The following is a 17,474-nucleotide window of genomic DNA, read 5'->3' as shown; positions in this document are numbered from 1 at the left end:
GCGGACGCGGGGATCCAGCGACGTTGGAAAGACGTTGGGATTCCCCGGCTTCGCGGGAAGGATGTGCGCGCTGGTGGTGCTTCGCCAGAGCCCATGGCGGAAGAGGCCGCTCGCGCGGCCTCTTCTGCTTCTTCTGCTGTCTGGGGATCGAGCGGGGCTATGCCACTGCCCCGCGCACCACCCTCGGCCCGACCTCGTTGGCCGCGACCGCCGCGGTGCGCGCCAGCACCGGCACCAGCGCCGCCCCGGTATGGCTGCCCGGCGTGCGCGCCAGCACGTCGGGCGGTGCCGCCGCGACGATGGTGCCGCCGCCGTCGCCGCCTTCCGGACCGAGGTCGATGACCCAGTCGGCTTCGGCGATCACGTCGAGGTCGTGCTCGATCACCACCACGCTGTGGCCGCCGTCGACCAGCCGGTGCAGCACGCGGATCAGCTTGGCGACGTCCGCCATATGCAGGCCCACGGTCGGCTCGTCCAGCACGTACAGCGTATGCGGCGGCTTCTGGCCGCGGCGCGTGATGTCGTCGCGCACCTTGGCCAGTTCGGTGACCAGCTTGATCCGCTGTGCCTCGCCGCCCGACAGCGTCGGCGACGGCTGGCCCAGCGTCAGGTAGCCGAGCCCCACGTCCTTGAGCAGCTGCAGCGGATGCGCGATGTTCGACTGCGCGGCAAAGAACTCCACCGCCTCGTCGATCTCCATCGTCAGCACCTCGCCGATATTGCGGCCCCGCCAGGACACCGCCAGCGTCTCCGCGTTGAAGCGCTGGCCGTGGCAGACGTCGCACAGCACCTTGACGTCCGGCAGGAAACTCATGCCGATGGTGCGCACGCCCTGGCCCTCGCAGGCCGGGCAGCGGCCGTCGCCGGTGTTGAACGAGAAGCGCGACGCGGTATAGCCCCGCGCGCGCGCCTCCAGCGTATCGGCGAAGAGCCGCCGGATCGCGTCCCAGACGCCGATGTAGGTGGCCGGGCACGAGCGCGGCGTCTTGCCGATCGGGGTCTGGTCGACCTCGAGCACGCGGTCGATCGCCTCCCAGCCGGTCACCGACTCGCAGCCCTGCCAGACATGCTGGACGTCGAGCTTCCTCACGCCCTTGCTGGCGCCCGCGGTGCCCGCCGCGGTCTCGCTTGCCTGCGCCGACTTGCGCGCGCGGCGCGTGGCCGGCGACGACAGCACCGAGCGGCCGACCGCATCGAGCAGATTGGTCATCAGCACATCGCGCGCCAGCGTGGACTTGCCGGAGCCGCTGACGCCGGTGATCGCGACCAGCCGCGACAGCGGCAGGCTGGCGGTGACGTTGCGCAGGTTGTGCAGCGTGGCGCCGTGCACGGTCAGCCAGCGTTCGGGCACCGCCGTGTCCGCAGTGCCCGCCTTGCCTCGCGTTGCCGCCGCCGACACGGGCCGGCGCGCCTGCAGCGGATGGACGATCGGCCGGGCCAGGAACTGCCCGGTCAGCGACGACGGCTGCGCCGCCAGATCGGCGACGCCGCCCTGCGCGACCACATGGCCGCCGCGCTTGCCGGCGCCGGGGCCGATGTCGATGATGTGGTCGGCGCGGCGGATGGTGTCCTCGTCGTGCTCGACCACCACCAGCGTGTTGCCCTTGTCGCCGAGCTTGCGCAGCGCGTCGAGCAGGATGCGGTTGTCGCGCGGATGCAGGCCGATGGTCGGTTCGTCCAGCACATAGCAGACGCCCTGCAGATTGCTGCCGAGCTGCGCCGCCAGCCGGATCCGCTGCGCCTCGCCGCCCGACAGGCTGGGCGCGGCGCGGTCCAGGCTCAGGTAGCCCAGGCCAACCTCCTCGAGGAATTCGAGCCGGCTGCGGATCTCGCTGACCACGTCGCGCGCGATCTCGGCGTCGCGGCCGCCCAGCGTCAGCTGCTCGATCCACGCGCGGGTCTGCGACACGGTCCACTGCGCGATGTCGACGATCGAGCGGCCGGCGAAGCTGACCGCGCGCGCGGCCGCGTTCAGCCGCGTGCCGTGGCACGAGGGGCAGGCCGCATGGCCGACGCCTTCGGGCTCGAGCTCCTCCGACGGCAGCGTCTGCTCGCGGCCGCGTTCGTCGCCGCCGATCACGCTGTCGTCATAGGCGGCGCGCTGCTCGCCCGTCAGCGCCAGGCCCGTGCCGACGCAGCTCTCGCACCAGCCATGCTTGCTGTTGTACGAGAACATGCGCGGGTCCAGCTCGGGATAGCTGGTGCCGCATTGCGGGCAGGCGCGCTTGGTCGAGAAGACCTTGGTCTGGCCGACGCCATCGCCGTTGTGGCCGTTGCCGAACGCTTCGCGCAGGCCGTCCAGCGGCGCCAGCAGATGCATCACGCCCTTGCCGTGCTCGAGCGCCTGCTCCAGCAGCGCGCGCAGCGCCGCCTCGTTGTCGGGAGAGACCACCACGTCGCCGACCGGCAGCTCGATCGTGTGTTCGCGGAAGCGGTCCAGCCGCGGCCACGGATCGACCGGCAGGAAGGCACCGTCGACGCGCAGGTGCGTATGGCCGCGCGCCTTGGCCCATTTGGCGAGATCGGTATAGACGCCCTTGCGGTTGACCACCAGCGGCGCCAGCAGGCCGACGTGCTGGCCGCGGTATTCCCGCAGCAGCTGCGCGACGATCGATTCGGGGCTCTGCGCGCTGACCGGCGTGCCGTCGTGCACGCAGTGCTGCAAGCCGAGCTTCACGTACAGCAGCCGCAGGAAGTGCCAGACTTCGGAGGTGGTCGCCACCGTGCTCTTGCGGCCGCCGCGCGACAGGCGCTGCTCGATCGCCACGGTCGGCGGAATGCCGAACACCGCGTCGACCTCGGGCCGGCCCGCGGGCTGCACGATCGAGCGCGCGTAGGCGTTCAGCGATTCGAGATAGCGCCGCTGGCCCTCGTGGAACAGGATGTCGAAGGCCAGCGTCGACTTGCCCGAGCCCGACACGCCGGTCACCACGTTGAACTTGTTGTGCGGGATATCGACGTTCAGCGACTTCAGGTTGTGCTCGTGCGCGTTGACGATGCGCACCACGTTCTCGCCCTGGATTTCGGCCAGCGCGCGCCGCGCGCGGCGGGCGGCCGGCGAGCCGTGCGCCGACTGCAGCCGCAGCGCGTCGTGCTCGGCCTGCGCGTCGCTGCGCCCGATCTGGTTCTCGTACTGCAGCAGCGCCGCGCCGGTATGCGAAGCCGCGCACCGCTTGACGTCGTCCGGCGTGCCCGCGCAGACCAGCTGCCCGCCGGCGTCGCCGCCTTCCGGGCCGAGATCGATCAGCCAGTCGGCGGCGCGGATCACGTCGAGGTTGTGCTCGATCACGATCAGCGAATGGCCGCCGTCCAGCAGCTTGCCGAAGGCGCGCATCAGCTTGGCGATGTCGTCGAAGTGCAGGCCGGTGGTCGGTTCGTCGAACATGAAGAGCCGCCCTTCGCTGGCGTCCGGCGCGACGCGCTTGCGCGCGGCCTGCGCGGTCTCGGCCAGGAAGCCGGCCAGCTTCAGGCGCTGCGCCTCGCCGCCCGACAGCGTCGGCACCGGCTGGCCCAGCTTCACGTATTCGAGGCCGACGTCGACGATCGGCTGCAGCACGCGCAGCACCTCGGCGTCGGCGGCGAACAGCGCCACCGCCTCGCTGACGGTCAGCTCCAGCACGTCGGCGATGCCCAGCGCGCGGCCGCCGCGCTCGATCCTGACCTCGAGGATTTCGGCGCGATAGCGCGTGCCGTCGCAGTCCGGGCAGCGCAGGTAGACGTCCGACAGGAACTGCATCTCGACGTGCTCGAAGCCCGAGCCGCCGCAGGTCGGGCAGCGTCCGTCGCCCGAGTTGAAGCTGAAGGTGCCGGCGGTATAGCCGCGCTGCCTGGCCAGCGGTGCCTTGGCGAACAGCTTGCGGATCTCGTCGAAGGCGCCGACATAGCTGGCCGGATTGGAGCGCGCGGTCTTGCCGATCGGCGACTGGTCGACGAACACCGCATCGCCGATCTGCTCGGCGCCGACCAGTGCGCGATGCGCGCCGGGGCTTTCGGTGGCGCGGCCGAAATGGCGGGCCAGCGCGGGGTGCAGCACGTCCTGGATCAGCGTCGACTTGCCCGAGCCCGACACGCCGGTCACGCAGACCAGGCGCTGCAGCGGGATCGACACGGTGACGTCCTGCAGGTTGTGCTCGCTGGCGCCCTCGAGCACCAGCCGCGGCGTGGTGTCGTCGACCGGCCGGCGGACCCAGTCCGACGCATCGGCGACGCGGCGCTGGCCGCTCAGGTACTGGCCGGTCAGCGTGCCGGCGTGGCGGATCTCGGCCGGCGTGCCGTCGTAGACGATCTCGCCGCCGCGCTCGCCGGGGCCCGGGCCCATGTCGATCAGGCGGTCGGCGGCCAGCATCACCGACGGATCGTGCTCGACAACCACCAGCGTGTTGCCGGCATCGCGCAGCCGCCGCATCGCCTCGACGATCCGGTTCAGGTCGCGCGGATGCAGGCCGATGCTGGGCTCGTCCAGCACGAACAGCGTGTTGACCAGCGAGGTGCCGAGCGCGGTGGTCAGGTTGATCCGCTGCACCTCGCCGCCGGACAGCGTGCGGCTCTGGCGGTCCAGCGTCAGGTAGCCGATGCCGACGTCGCACAGGTACTTCAGGCGCGTGCGGACTTCGGTCAGCAGCAGCTTCAGCGCGTCGTCGAGCAGCGCGCTCGGCAGCGTCAGCGTGTCGAAGAAGCGGCGGATGCGCTCGATCGGCAGCAGCATCAGGTCGTGCACGGTCAGGCCGGGCAGCGCCTCGAGCTGGTCGCGCCGCCAGGCCACGCCACGCGGCATCACGCGGCGGGCGGGATCGAGCACGGCATCGGCGTTCTCGCGCGAGCCCAGGCGCCACAGCATCGCCTCGGTCTTCAGGCGTGCGCCGCCGCAGGTCTCGCACAGCGTGTAGCTGCGGTACTTCGACAGCAGCACGCGGATATGCATCTTGTAGGCCTTCGACTCCAGATAGTCGAAGAAGCGGCGCACGCCGTACCACTGGCTGTTCCACTTGCCGTTCCAGGCGGGATCGCCGTCGATGACCCAGTCGCGCTGCGCCTGTGTCAGTTCGGCCCACGGCGTGTCGCGCGGAATGCCGGCGCGCGCGGCGTAGCGCATCAGGTCGTCCTGGCACTCCTTCCATGCCGGCGTCTGCATCGGCTTGATCGCGCCCTCGCGCAGCGTCTTGCGCCCGTCGGGAATCACCAGGCCGAGGTCGACGCCGATCACGCGGCCGAAGCCGCGGCAGGCCTCGCAGGCGCCGTAGGCCGAGTTGAACGAGAACAGCGCCGGCTGCGGGTCTGCATAGCGCAGGTCGCTTTCAGGACAGTGCAGGCCGGTGGAGAAGCGCCAGATGGTGGCTTCGGCGTCGGCGGCTTCCCCGGAAGCCGCTTCGCCCTCCGGCAGCACGTAGATATTGACCCTTCCGGCGCCGCGCTTGAGCGAGGACTCGATCGCCTCGACCACGCGCGCCTTGTCGGCGCGCTGCAGGCGGAAGCGGTCGGCCACCACGTCGAGCATCTTGCGCGGGCCTGTCGGCGAGTTCACCACGCGCTGCGCCTGCACGCGGGTGTAGCCGCTGACCGACAGCCATTGCGCGATCTCTTCCTCGGTCGCGGACTCCGGCAGCTCGACGGGGAAGGTCACCGCCAGGCGCGGATCGCCGTCGCGGGTGCGTTCGAGCAGCTCGGCGTAGATCGTCTCGGGGGTGTCGTGGCGCACCGGCAGCGCGGTCTCGCGGTCGAACAGCTGGGCCGAGCGCGCGAACAGCAGCTTCAGGTGGTCGTTCAGCTCGGTCATGGTGCCGACCGTCGAGCGCGAGCTGCGCACCGGATTGGTCTGGTCGATCGCGATCGCCGGCGGCACGCCCTCGACGCGCTCGACCTGCGGGCGGTCCATGCGATCGAGGAACTGGCGGGCGTAGGCGCTGAAGGTCTCGACATAGCGCCGCTGCCCTTCGGCATAGAGGGTGTCGAAGACCAGGCTGGATTTGCCGGAGCCGGACGGACCCGTGACCACCGTCATTTCGCCGGTGCGCAGGTCCAGATCGACTTGCTTGAGATTGTGCTGACGCGCGCCGCGGATGCGGATGACGCCGGAAGACATGGGGGAATCCTTTCGATGGCCGCACCGCGCCCAAGGCCGGGGGCGGTGGAAAGTCGGGCGTAAACTTTAGCAAAAGTCCCGCGGACGCGTCCGAATGCCACCCGGACGCCGGCTGGCGGCCCGCCGATGGCCGCCGGACGCGGGATGCCGCACCGACTGCCGCCGATTCTCCCGGCGCGCTCCTTTGCACAGATTCCGGGTGTTTTCAATAGATTCCGCCAGCCGGCACCCATAGCATGGCGGCGCCGGCGGTGGGCGCGTCCGGTCGAGCGGCATACCGCTCCGGCTGCCGGAATCGCCGCCGGCAGTCTCCGCAGTCCCCCGGCCGCCGCTGGCAACGACAAGCCGCCACCGGCGGCCGCCGGCAGCTACCCGCCTTCACAGGCAGCCGCCTGCTCCCACCAGCAAGCCCACCGCCGTCCTTACGCCGCCAGCCCGCCATCCCGGCGCTCGGCTGGCAACCGGCGCCGCCACCTTCCGCGGCGTCCATCCCCAACGCCAGGAGTACACGCACATGGTGCTAACAACCAGGAGTCTCGTCGACGCCAAACCTGCCGGTGCGGCGGGCGGCGCACCCACCGTGGAAGGGGCGGAGGTCGCCGCCCTGCATGCCGCCCTGCATGCCGCCATCACGCGCGGCGACGCCGCGGCGATCGACACGCTCGCCGCCGGCCAGCCCGCGCTGCTGCGGGTGCCGGACCGCGATGGCAATACCGCGCTGCACCTGGCGATGCTCGCCGGCGGCGATCTGAAGACCGTCGAACGTCTGCTGCAGCATGGCGCCGATCCGGCGCTGACCAACGTCAATGGCGATACCGCGCTGCATCTGGCTTTCCAGATCCGGCCGCCCGCGCCGCAGCTGGTACGCGCGCTGCTGCGCCAGCTGGAGTACCAGGGCACCCATGCCGCGAAGCTGGCGCTGTCGGCCCGCAATGGCGACCATCAGCCGCCGGTGGCGCTGGCGGCCGACACGCTGGCAGACGACGGCGCGCTGTCGGCCACCATCGGCGAACTGGTCTCGGACTATCTCGGCTGGCTCGCACGCAGCGGTACCGGTGAACTGGCCCACGCCGCCGGCAGCGGCGACGTGGCGCAACTGGCGCCGTGGCTGGCGCGCGCCGAATCGTTGTCGCTGCCGCTGTCGCCGCGCGGACACGGGGCGCTGGCCATCGCCGCCGGGCGCGGCCACCTGGCGGCGATGCGCGAACTGATCGCGGCCGCGCAGCCGCACGGCACCTGGCTGATCGACCTGGCTTCCTTTCCCGACGGCGAGACGCCGCTGGCGCGCGCCGCCACCTTCGGGCGGCGCGAGGCGGTGGCGCTGCTGCTCCAACATGGCGCCGCGGTCGACGGGCGCGACGCCGCGCGCCGCACGCCGCTGATGCGCGCCGCGGTCTACGGCCATGCGGACGTGGCCGCGACGCTGCTGGCCGCGGGCGCCGATCCGCGGGCGAGCCAGGCCGAAGGCTGGACGCCGCTCGGCTATGCGGCCGCGGCGCTGCAACCGGAGGTCGTCGCGATGCTGCTGATGCATGGCGCCGGCGATAGCGTGCAGCAGCGCAATGCCGCGATGCGCACGCCCTTGCTGCTGGCGGCGGCGAGCGACGAGCTGGGGCGGTCCCCGGCGGTGCGGGCGCGCACGGTGGCCCTGCTGCTGCAGGCCGGTGCCGGCGTCGATGCGGCCGATCAGCACGGCACGACGCCGTTGATGTTCGCCGCACGGTCCGGCGACGTCGCCGTGGTCAGGCTGCTGCTCGAGGGCGGCGCCAATGCGCTGCTGCGCAATGCCAAGGGGCACACCGCGCTGACGCTGGCGCAGGCCGCGGGACAGCACGAAGTCGCCGCGCTGCTGGCCGCGGCGGCGAACGCGCCGGTCTGAGGCGGAGCCGAGCTTGGACGCCGGGCCGACGCTTCAGCGCAAGGCCGTGGTTCCGTGGCGCCGCCGGTCCCGCCCCGCCACCAGCCTCCGCCGAGGCTCAGTGCGAGGCCGTCGTCGCGGGGCCGCCGGCGAGTTCCCGCGGCGCGCCGTCGGCCTCGGCCTGCCACCAGCCGCCGCGGAGGTTCAGCGCGAGGCCGTGGTCGCGGGGTTGGCGGCCCGGTCCGGCGGCGGGGCCCCGGCATTGGCCTCGGCCTCGGTCTGCCACCAGCCGCCGCCGAGTGCCTGCAGCAGGGCCGCCGAATCGGCCAGCCGATCGGCGCTGGCCCGCGTCAGCGCCAGCGTGGTTTCGCGATGCTGGCGTTGCGCGTCGATCAGCGCCAGCTGGCTGACGCCGCCTAACCGATATTGCTCGCTGACGATGGCAAGCGTGGCGGCGGCGCGCCGGGCCGCTTCGGCCCGCGCGCGCAGCGTGGCGGCATCGCTGTGCACCGCCTGCAGCGCATCGGCAACCTCGCGCAGCCCCTGCAGCACCGCCTGCCGGTGCGCCGCCAGCGCCTGGCGATAGGCCGCCTCCGCCGCGCGTTGCCGCGCCCGCAGCGCGCCGCCGCGAAACACCGGCTGCACCAGTCCCGCGGCGATATTCCATACATTGAGGTGATCGAACAGGTCGCCGCCGCTGCGCGACTGCGTGCCCGCGCTCGCCGACAGCGTCAGGCTCGGATACAGGTTGGCGGTGGCGACGCCGATATCGGCGCTGGCCCGGTGCAGCAGCGCCTCGGCCGCGCGGATATCGGGACGCCGGCGCGCCAGCGTCGAGGGCAGGCTGACCGGCAAGGTGTCGGGCAGCCGCAGTTCGGCAAGGCGGAATACCGGCACGGCGGTGGCCGGCGCGTTGGAAGCGGCCTGTCCCGCCTCGCTGTCCGCCCCAGGTCCGGCCGCCGGTCCGCCCGTCGGGGCGCTCGCCGCTTTGTTCGACCGCTCGCTCGACGGTTGGCGCGCGCGTTCGCTCGCCGGTCCACTGGTCGAAGCGCTCGCCGCCTTGTGCGCCGGTTCGCCCGCGAGTTCGCTCACCGGCTCCGCCGCCGCTGCCGGCGGCAATCCCAGATAGACCGCCAGCTGATGGCGCGTCGCCGCCAACTGCCGCGTCAGGCCCGGCAGCAGCGCCTCGGTCTGCGCCAGTTCGCCGCGTTGGCGCTCCGCTTCGACCCTCGCGGTCCCGCCGAGCGTGACCCCTTGCTCGACGATCGCCAGCTGCCGCCGCTGCGCGTCGACCAGCGCCTCGGTGTCCTCGATCTGCGCGCGCAGGCTGGCCTCGCGGATGGCGGCGGTGGCGACATTGGCGGCGAGCGACAGCCGCGCGGCCTCGAGCTCGAAGCGCTGGAAATCCACCGCCGCGCGCAGGCCTTCCAGTTCGCGCCGCTGGGCGCCGAACAGGTCCAGCACGTAAGAGACCCGCACCGACGCGCCGTACAGCGTGAAGGGCGGGGGACTGGGGAACGCCGTGATGCCCATCGACTCGATATTGACCTGCTGGCGCGCGGCGTCGAGGCGCGCGTCGATGGCGGGCCACTGCGCGATGCCCGCCGCCGCCGCGTAGTCGTGCTGCGCGCGCTCGAGGCTGGCCTGCGCCTGCGCCAGCGTCGGACTGTTGGCGAGCGCGGTGCGGATGGCGCCATCGAGGGCGGCGCTGCCGAACAGCCTCCACCATTGCGCCGGCACGTCGGCGCCATCGAGCAGACGCTGCGCATCACCGTGCCGCACTGGCGCGGAGGTCGTCGTCGAAGGCGAGGACCCGGCGCCGTAGCGGGTGCCGTCGGGCGCTGGCGGTGCGACGAAGTCCGGGCCGACGGCGCAGCCGGCGAGCAGCGTGGCGGCACCGACGAGCGGCGCCAGCCGTTTGCATCGGAACGCGGACAGGGTCATCGCAATCTCCTTGCTGGCATCGAGGTTTGGCGAACGCATCGGTCGATCGTCACAGCCCGATCAGTCTTCACCGTCGCTTCGGCAGTCGCAGTCGCATCGGCCATCACGGTCGCATCGGCACCACAATCTCACCGCCCTCAATCCAGCGTCCGTCGATAGAAGCGCACCGCGATCGCCATCACCACCGCGGTAAACAGCAGCAACGGCCAGACATTGGGCCAGAGCTCTGTCCAGCCGCTGCCCTTGAGCAGGATGCCGCGGATCATCCGGTGGAAATACGTCATCGGCAGCAGGTTGCCGATCGCCTGCGCCCACTGCGGCATGCCCTGGAACGGGAACATGAAGCCCGACAGCAGGATGCCCGGCAGGAAGTAGAAGAAGGTCAGCTGCATCGCCTGCAGCTGGTTCTGCGCCAGCGACGACAGCGTGATGCCGACCGTCAGGTTGGCGGCGATGAACAGCAGCGCGGCCAGATAGACCGCGACCACCGAGCCGACGAAGGGCACGCCGAAGACCCAGCGCGCCGCCAGCAGGATGATGGTGCTCTGGATCAGCCCGATGAAGACATAGGGCACGATCTTGCCGCTCATCACCTCGAGCGGGCGCACCGGCGTGGCGAGCAGGTTCTCCATCGTGCCGCGCTCGCGTTCGCGCGTCATCGCCAGCCCGGTCATCATCACCATCGTCATCGACAGGATCACGCCCATCAGGCCCGGCACGATGTTGTACTGGGTCAGGCCCTCGGGGTTGTAGAGCCGGTGCACCTGCACGTCGAAGGCCGGCTTGCCGCCGGCGAGCGGCGCCAGTGGGCCCTTCAGGTCCTTGTCGGCGACCGCGACCGGCATCTGCGCCAGCGCGGCCAGCGCGGCGCCGGTCGCCGAAGGATCGGTGGCGTCGGCCTCGACCAGCACCGCGGGCCGTTCGCCGCGCAGCAGCCGGCGCGTGAAATCGGGCGGGATGGTGACGACGAACTGCAGCTCGCCGCGCATCAGCGCCTCGCGTCCCGCGGCCTCGTCGGGCAGCGTGCCGACCACGCGGAAATAGCGCGAGGCCTGCATGCTGGCGACCAGCGAGCGCGTGAATTCACTGTGGTCGGCGGCGATCACGCCGGTGGGCAACTGGCGCGGATCGGTATTGATGGCGAAGCCGAACAGCAGCAGCTGCAGCACCGGCAGCCCGACGATCATGCCGAACGTCACGCGGTCGCGGCGCAGCTGCAGGAATTCCTTCAGCACGATGCTCCACCAGCGCCGCAGCGAGAAGCCGAGGGGCGCTTCGCCGGCGTGCCCGCCGGCTCTCATATCGCCTCCCGCATCTCCTCTCGCATGGCCTCGCGCATCGCGCCTCACGGTCCGGCCCTCCGTGCATGCCCGGCGGCCCGCCGGTCCGCGCGCGCGCTGTTGTCGGCCCGCATGTTGTCGTCCGCCCGGTTCATCATGTGGATGAACACGTCCTCCAGGCTGGTGTCCACCGGTGCGATCCGATGTCCGCCTTCGCCGGCCAGCCGCCGCAGCGTGGCTTCCAGCGCGGCGGCGTCGCGGCCGGTCACGTGCAGCGCGTTGCCGAACACCACGGTCTGCTCGACCGCCGCTTCGTCGGCGAGCTGGCGCGACAGCGCGTTCAGGTCGCCGCCCTCGACCGACCAGGTCGACAGGCCCTGCGCCGCCACCACCTGCTCGGCGGTGCCCTGCGCCAGCAACTTGCCGTAGGCGATATAGGCGAGCTTGTGGCAGCGCTCGGCCTCGTCCATGTAGTGCGTGCTGACCAGCACCGAGATGCCGCGCGCGGCGAGCCGATGCAGTTGCTCCCAGAAATCGCGCCGCGCCTTCGGATCGACGCCGGCGGTGGGCTCGTCGAGCAGCAGCAGCTCCGGTTCGTGCAGCAGGCAGGCGGCCAGCGCCAGCCGCTGCTTCCAGCCGCCCGACAGCGCGCCGGCCAGCTGGCGCGCGCGGCTGGCCAGCCCCAGTCCGTCGAGCGCGCGCTCGACCGCCGCCTTGCGATCGGGCACGCCGTAGACGCGCGCGACGAAGTCGAGGTTCTCGCGGATCGACAGGTCTTCCCAGTACGAAAACTTCTGCGTCATATAGCCGACGCGACGCTTGATCTGCGCGCTGTCGCGCAGGATGTCGAAGCCCAGGCAGGTGCCGTGGCCGGCGTCGGGCGTCAGCAGCCCGCACATCATGCGGATCGACGTGGTCTTGCCGCTGCCGTTGGGGCCGAGGAAGCCGAAGATCTCGCCACGGCGCACCTGCAGCGTCAGGCCGTCGACCACCTGCTTGTCGCCGAAGCGCTTGCCCAGGTCGTGCACGTCGATCGCCAGTTCGGGGGCATCGCGCTCCATCGTCGGGGTGTCGGCTGGCGCGCTGCGGTTCATGACCGCGCTCCACTTGCGGGGGCCGTTGGGGCCGATTCGTTCGTTGCCGCCGCAGCCGGCTCGACCTCCACCGGCTGGCCCGGGTGCAGCCGCGCCGCGTCGGCCGGCGCCGGGCGCGCCTCGACCAGGAAGACCAGCTTGCGCCGCGTCTCGTTGCTGTAGATCACCGGCGGCGTGTATTCGGCCTGGCTGGAGACGTAGCGGATCGTGGCCGGGATCGCGGCGCCGCAGCCGTCGCAGGTCAGCCGTACGGTTTGCCCGGCCCGCAGCGTGCCGACCGCCGCTTCGGGCACGAAGAAGCGGACCTTGACGTTGCCCGGCGGCAGCAGCCGCACCACCGGGCTGCCGGCCGGCACCCATTCGCCCTGCCGGTAGAGCGTGTCGTAGACCAGGCTGCCCGCGGGCGCGGCGATGGCCTTGCGCGAGAGCCGCCAGTCCGCCTGCGCCAGCGCGGCGCGCGCGGCTTCGACCTGGGCCTGTTGCGCGCCGCGGCGCGCTTCGCGTCCGGGCAGTCGGGCCACCGCCAGATCGCTGCGCAGCTCGCGCACCCGCGCGGCGTCGGCCTGGGCGGTGGCGCGGCTCTGTTCGAGCTGGGCCTGCGGGATCGCGCCGATGCGCAACTGCGCCTCGTCGCGCGCCAGCGCGGCGGCGCTGCGCTGCGCGGCGGCCTCGGCCTGCGCCAGTTGCGCGCGGACGGCGTCGATTTCCGGGGGGCGCCGGCCCGTCTGCAGATCGGCGAGCTCCGCTTGCGCGGCTTCGAGCTGCGCGACCGCCTGTGCGCGGGCGGTCGATTCTTCCTCGGTCTCCAGCGCGAACAGCGGCGCGCCGGCGGCGACCTGCTGGCCGCGCTCGACGCTCAGGCGCTCCAGCCGGCCGGGGAAGGGGGAGGCCAGGTGGACGAACTCGCCTTCGACATAGCCTTGCCAGCGGGCGGGGGGCGCGTCGCCGCAGCCGGACAGGACCAGCGCCGCCCCCAGCGCGCCGGCCCCCGCCGGGTTCGGCGCCCAGGCCCGGGCCAGCGCCGCCAGCGCCCAGGCCCGAGCCAGCGCCCAGGCCCGAGCCAGCGCCGCCAGCGCCCCAATCCGTAACCATGCGCTCCGTCGACCTGCCGGAGGCGATGACGCGGGTGGGTGGCAATCGATCTGCGGAAGGTCGGCGGCGGGCATGGCGGCGGTGCGGGTCGGTGGTGGTGGTCAGCGGCGATCGGCGGCGCGGCCCTTGCGGCGATCGGTGGGCCGCGCCTCAGGGCGGGCAGAGGAGACGGCAGAGGGCACGGCATCGGGCGCGGCACCGGGCGCGGCACCGGGCACGGCAGAGGGCACGGCAGAGGGGACGGCAGAGGGGACGGCGGAGGAGACGGCGGAGGAGACGGCACGTTCCGCGGGACGGATGCCATGCGTCAGCAGCGCGCGCGCATGCGCGACCATGGCGTCGACATCGACGGCGTCGGCCCCCGGCAGGCGCCGCCAGATATGGCCGGTGGCCAGCGGCAGCAGCGCCAGGCCGATCACCGAGACCATCAGCAGCGGCGGGGCCAGCGCAGCGTCGATCCGGCCGCGCTCGCGCGCCTCGCTCAGCGCGGCGACCACGACGCCCAGGCGCTGCAGCCCGAAGCGCTGCATCACGCGTTCGCGCAACTGGCCCTCGCCGGTGACGATCTCGCGCACCCAGAGGGCCGGAAACCATGGCGTGGCCACCGCCGCGCGGATCAGCCGCTCGGCGATGCCGGCCAGCAGCGCGGCGGGGTCGGCAACCGCGCCCGAAGCATCGATATCGGCTCCTGCCCTTGCACCGGCTCCGGCCCTGTCCCCGGCTTTGGCGGCGGCCTTTGCACCAGCACCGCCCCCGGCGCGAGCACCAACGCCAGCACCAGCACCAACGCCAACGCCAGCACCAGCGCCAACGCCAGCACCAGCACCAGGCGCGGCGTCGCCCGGCTCAGCCTGCGCAAAGACCCGGTCCACCAGCGGCCCGAGGCGTTCCTCGGCCACCGCATCCAGCAGACGGCCCCGGTCGCCGAAGTAGTAGTGGACCAGCGCCGGCGTCACGCCGGCGCGGGCCGCGATGGCCTTGACCTGGGTCGCGGCGATACCGTGCTCCGCAAACAGCGTCACGGCGGCGTCCAGCAGGCGCTCGCGCTGGTCCTCGGCGGCAAGCGTACGACCCGGGCCGCGCGGCGGCGCGCTGCCGAGGCCCTTGCTCGCCGGGGCGCTCCGCCCGGGACGGCCGGGGCGGCGCAACGGCGCGGGCTGCTGCGGCGAAGCAGGGAGGGCGGCGGGAGAAGCGGCGGAAGAGCGGGAGCGGCGGGCGGTCATGGGCGGAGGGGATCTGGTGTGCTGGATATTAATTGGCACATTAATTAATTCAAGGCCTGTTACAAAGAAGGCCGGCGCAGCGCTGTCGCGCCGACGCCGGCCCGGCCTTGTCTTCGGAGAGGGACCTTATTGCCGCGCGTTGCGCCGGTTATCCGGCCACGGTGTGTTGAAGTTGGTGCGGAATGGATTGATGTCCAGGCCGCCGCGCCGCGTATAGCGCGCGTAGACGGCCAGCTTGACCGGCTTGCACTGGCGCAGCACGTCCATGAAGATGCGCTCGACGCACTGCTCGTGGAACTCGTTGTGATTGCGGAACGAGATCAGGTACTTCAGCAGCCCTTCCTGGTCGATCGGCGCGCCGACATAGCGGATCTGCACGCTGCCCCAGTCCGGCTGCCCGGTGACCAGGCAGTTCGACTTGAGCAGATGCGAGACCAGCGTTTCCTCGACCGGCGTCTCTTCCTGGTCGGCGCGCAGCAGCTGCGGCGCCGGCTCGTAGATGTCGGTCTCGATGTCGAGGCGGTCCAGCAGCAGGCCGTCGAGCTCGCCCATCTGCTGGCGGCCGAAGTCCGGCTCGGCCGTCAGGCGCACCTGCACCGCGCCGCCGGTCGCTTCGGACAGGTCGTTGCGCAGCAGCTGCTGCAGCGCCTCCGGCGATTCCAGCCGGGTCTGGTTGAAGCTGTTCAGATACAGCTTGAACGACTTCGATTCGACGATGTTCGGCGTGTCGGCCGGGATGATGAAGCTCGCCAGCGCGACCTGCGGCTTGCCCTTCGGATTGAGCCACGACAGCTCGTAGGCATTCCAGATGTCCACGCCGAAGAACGGCACCGCGCGGCCGTCGGGCAGGCCGATCTCGGCGCGCTTGGGCGCGCGCGGGATCGGAAACAGCAGGCTGGCGTCGTACTCGGTCTTGTAGGCCGAGACTTTGCCCAGCGGCGAATGTTCGGGCACGGTCATGAGGACTCCTGTCGGGGTTCCGCCATTCAGCGGTTCAGCGGTTCAGCGGTTCAGCGGTTCGGCGGTTCAGCGGTTCAGCGGTTCAGCGGTTCGGCGGTTCAGCGGTTCGGCGGTTCGGCGGGTCGGCGGTTCGGCGATCCGTCGATCAAGCGATTTCCGCAATCCGGCGGTTCGGCCACCCGGCGTGACGGCGGCGGACGGCAGCCGCCGTCACGCCAGGAACAGCTTGTAGACCGGATTGTCGGTTTCTTCCCAGTGTAAGTAACCGAGCGTGGCAAGGAAGGCCCGGAATTCGCGCTTCTCGTTCTTCGGCACCTGGATGCCGACCAGGATGTTGGACGTGTCGGCGCCCTGGTTGCGGTAGTGGAACAGGCTGATGTTCCAGTTCGGGCTCATGCTCGACAGGAACTTCATCAGCGCGCCCGGACGCTCGGGAAATTCGAAGCGGTACAGCAGCTCGTCCTGGGCCAGCGCGGAGTGCCCGCCGACCATATAGCGGATGTGCTGCTTGGCCAGTTCGTCGTTGGACAGGTCCAGCGCCGCGAAACCATGGCGGCGGAAGCTCGCGGCGATCTTGTCGCTCTCGGCGCGGCTGCCGATCTGCACGCCGACGAAGATGTGGGCGAGCTGGTTGTCGGCGATGCGGTAGTTGAACTCGGTCACGTTGCGCGTGCCCAGCTGCTCGCAGAAGCGGCGGAAGCTGCCGCGCTCCTCGGGGATGGTCACCGCGAACACCGCCTCGCGCGCCTCGCCGACCTCGGCCCGCTCGGCCACGAAGCGCAGGCGGTCGAAGTTCATGTTGGCGCCCGAGGCGATCGCCACCAGGTTCTTGCCCTTGAGCTTCTCGCGCTCGGCATAGGCCTTCAGGCCGGCGACGGCCAGCGCGCCCGAGGGCTCCAGGATGCTGCGGGTGTCCTGGAACACGTCCTTGACGCCCGCGCACAGCGCGTCGGTGTCGACCAGCACGATCTCGTCGACCAGTTCGCGCGCGATGCGGAAGGTTTCCTTGCCGGCCAGCTTGACCGCGGTGCCGTCCGAGAACAGGCCCACGTCCTTGAGTTCGACGCGCTTGCCGGCCTCGATCGAGCGCTTCATCGCGTCGGAGTCGACCGTCTGCACGCCGATCACCTTGATTTCGGGCCGCACGGCCTTGATGTACGACGCCACGCCGGCGATCAGCCCGCCGCCGCCGATGGCGACGAACACCGCGTGCAGCGGGCCCGGGTGCTGGCGCAGGATTTCCATCGCCACGGTACCCTGGCCGGCGATCACCTCGGGATCGTCGAACGGATGGATGAAGGTCAGCTTGTGCTTGCGCTGCAGTTCGGCGGCGTGCTGGTAGGCGTCGCTGTACGACTCGCCGTGCAGCACGACCTGCACCCACTTGCCGCCGTGCTTGCGCACCGCGTCGATCTTGACCTGGGGCGTCGTCACCGGCATCGCGATGATGGCCTTGCACTCCATCCGCGCCGCGGCCAGCGCGACGCCCTGCGCGTGATTGCCGGCCGAGGCGGCGATCACGCCGCGCTTGAGTTCGTCGGCGGTCAGCGAGGCCATCTTGTTGTAGGCGCCGCGCAGCTTGAACGAAAACACCGGCTGGGTGTCCTCGCGCTTGAACCAGACCCCGTTGCCAATTCGCGCCGACAGTTCGCGGGCGTAGGTCAGCTCGGTCTCCTGCGCCACGTCGTACACCTTGGCGGTCAGGATCTTCTTCAGGTAGTCGGGTTTGCTGGCTGTCTTGCGGGTCATGTCGACGACCGGCGCGGGGCCGGATTGGATGGACGGAGGAAGGCGGAGGGCCGGCGCCGGGGGCGGGGCGCAGGGCGGCTCGGGGTCGCGGCGCGCGATGCTTGCGCCGCCCCGGCATCGGCCTTGGCGTTCGGGAAACCGCTAATGATAAAGGATCGGGCGGCGTCGGGTCCGCATGGCGCCCGGTGCTACGCC

The 17,474-nt window shown here is 71.5% G+C and carries 9 protein-coding genes; 1 reads left to right on the top strand and 8 read right to left on the bottom strand.

What is annotated here, in order from left to right; genetic code table 11:
- Positions 1-157: 157 nt before the first annotated feature.
- Positions 158-6,079, bottom strand: a complete 5,922-nt coding sequence (gene uvrA / locus K7G19_RS18890; RefSeq protein WP_226108560.1) for an excinuclease ABC subunit UvrA — start codon at positions 6,077-6,079, stop codon at positions 158-160.
- 514 nt (positions 6,080-6,593) lie between these two features.
- On the opposite strand from uvrA, the gene K7G19_RS18885 reads away from it, so the two are divergent.
- Positions 6,594-7,958 (top strand): ankyrin repeat domain-containing protein, encoded by a 1,365-nt coding sequence (locus tag K7G19_RS18885; RefSeq protein WP_226108558.1) that lies wholly within the window; start codon positions 6,594-6,596, stop codon positions 7,956-7,958.
- Positions 7,959-8,141: 183 nt separating this feature from the next.
- On the opposite strand, the gene K7G19_RS18880 is transcribed toward K7G19_RS18885, so the two are convergent.
- From K7G19_RS18880 to ilvA, 7 genes are all read right to left on the bottom strand, one after another.
- Complete coding sequence (locus K7G19_RS18880; RefSeq protein ID WP_226108556.1) at positions 8,142-9,881, bottom strand: TolC family protein; 1,740 nt, start codon at positions 9,879-9,881, stop codon at positions 8,142-8,144.
- Between the two features lie 137 nt (positions 9,882-10,018).
- On the bottom strand, positions 10,019-11,182 hold the full coding sequence (locus tag K7G19_RS18875) for an ABC transporter permease (protein WP_226108554.1): 1,164 nt from the start codon (positions 11,180-11,182) through the stop codon (positions 10,019-10,021).
- A gap of 44 nt (positions 11,183-11,226) precedes the next feature.
- A complete protein-coding gene (locus K7G19_RS18870) occupies positions 11,227-12,255 on the bottom strand; it encodes an ABC transporter ATP-binding protein (protein WP_226108552.1) in 1,029 nt (342 codons plus the stop codon).
- Positions 12,252-13,421, bottom strand: coding sequence for an HlyD family secretion protein (locus K7G19_RS18865; protein ID WP_226108551.1), 1,170 nt, complete (start codon positions 13,419-13,421; stop codon positions 12,252-12,254). The genes K7G19_RS18870 and K7G19_RS18865 overlap by 4 nt, the downstream gene beginning before the upstream one ends.
- Before the next feature lie 27 nt (positions 13,422-13,448).
- Positions 13,449-14,570, bottom strand: a complete 1,122-nt coding sequence (locus K7G19_RS25125; RefSeq protein WP_370639576.1) for a TetR/AcrR family transcriptional regulator — start codon at positions 14,568-14,570, stop codon at positions 13,449-13,451.
- A 126-nt stretch (positions 14,571-14,696) separates the two neighbouring features.
- Positions 14,697-15,530, bottom strand: a complete 834-nt coding sequence (gene queF / locus K7G19_RS18855; protein WP_226108550.1) for an NADPH-dependent 7-cyano-7-deazaguanine reductase QueF — start codon at positions 15,528-15,530, stop codon at positions 14,697-14,699.
- A 210-nt stretch (positions 15,531-15,740) separates the two neighbouring features.
- Positions 15,741-17,279, bottom strand: a complete 1,539-nt coding sequence (gene ilvA / locus K7G19_RS18850) for a threonine ammonia-lyase, biosynthetic (RefSeq protein WP_149320149.1) — start codon at positions 17,277-17,279, stop codon at positions 15,741-15,743.
- Positions 17,280-17,474: the final 195 nt, after the last annotated feature.

Origin of the sequence: Cupriavidus sp. DB3 (genome assembly GCF_020418465.1) — a bacterium.
Classification (GTDB): Bacteria; Pseudomonadota; Gammaproteobacteria; order Burkholderiales; family Burkholderiaceae; genus Cupriavidus; species Cupriavidus cauae.
The sequence above is the reverse complement of the archived record's forward strand: the minus strand, read 5'-3'. Positions and strand labels throughout refer to the sequence as shown.

Bases quoted from the DNA above. Each gene is read 5' to 3' on its own strand.
- uvrA (WP_226108560.1), bottom strand. From the start codon at position 6,079: ATGTCTTCCGGCGTCATCCGCATCCGCGGCGCGCGTCAGCACAATCTC.
- K7G19_RS18885 (WP_226108558.1), top strand. From the start codon at position 6,594: ATGGTGCTAACAACCAGGAGTCTCGTCGACGCCAAACCTGCCGGTGCG.
- K7G19_RS18880 (WP_226108556.1), bottom strand. From the start codon at position 9,881: ATGACCCTGTCCGCGTTCCGATGCAAACGGCTGGCGCCGCTCGTCGGT.
- K7G19_RS18875 (WP_226108554.1), bottom strand. From the start codon at position 11,182: ATGAGAGCCGGCGGGCACGCCGGCGAAGCGCCCCTCGGCTTCTCGCTG.
- K7G19_RS18870 (WP_226108552.1), bottom strand. From the start codon at position 12,255: ATGAACCGCAGCGCGCCAGCCGACACCCCGACGATGGAGCGCGATGCC.
- K7G19_RS18865 (WP_226108551.1), bottom strand. From the start codon at position 13,421: ATGCCCGCCGCCGACCTTCCGCAGATCGATTGCCACCCACCCGCGTCA.
- K7G19_RS25125 (WP_370639576.1), bottom strand. From the start codon at position 14,570: ATGACCGCCCGCCGCTCCCGCTCTTCCGCCGCTTCTCCCGCCGCCCTC.
- queF (WP_226108550.1), bottom strand. From the start codon at position 15,530: ATGACCGTGCCCGAACATTCGCCGCTGGGCAAAGTCTCGGCCTACAAG.
- ilvA (WP_149320149.1), bottom strand. From the start codon at position 17,279: ATGACCCGCAAGACAGCCAGCAAACCCGACTACCTGAAGAAGATCCTG.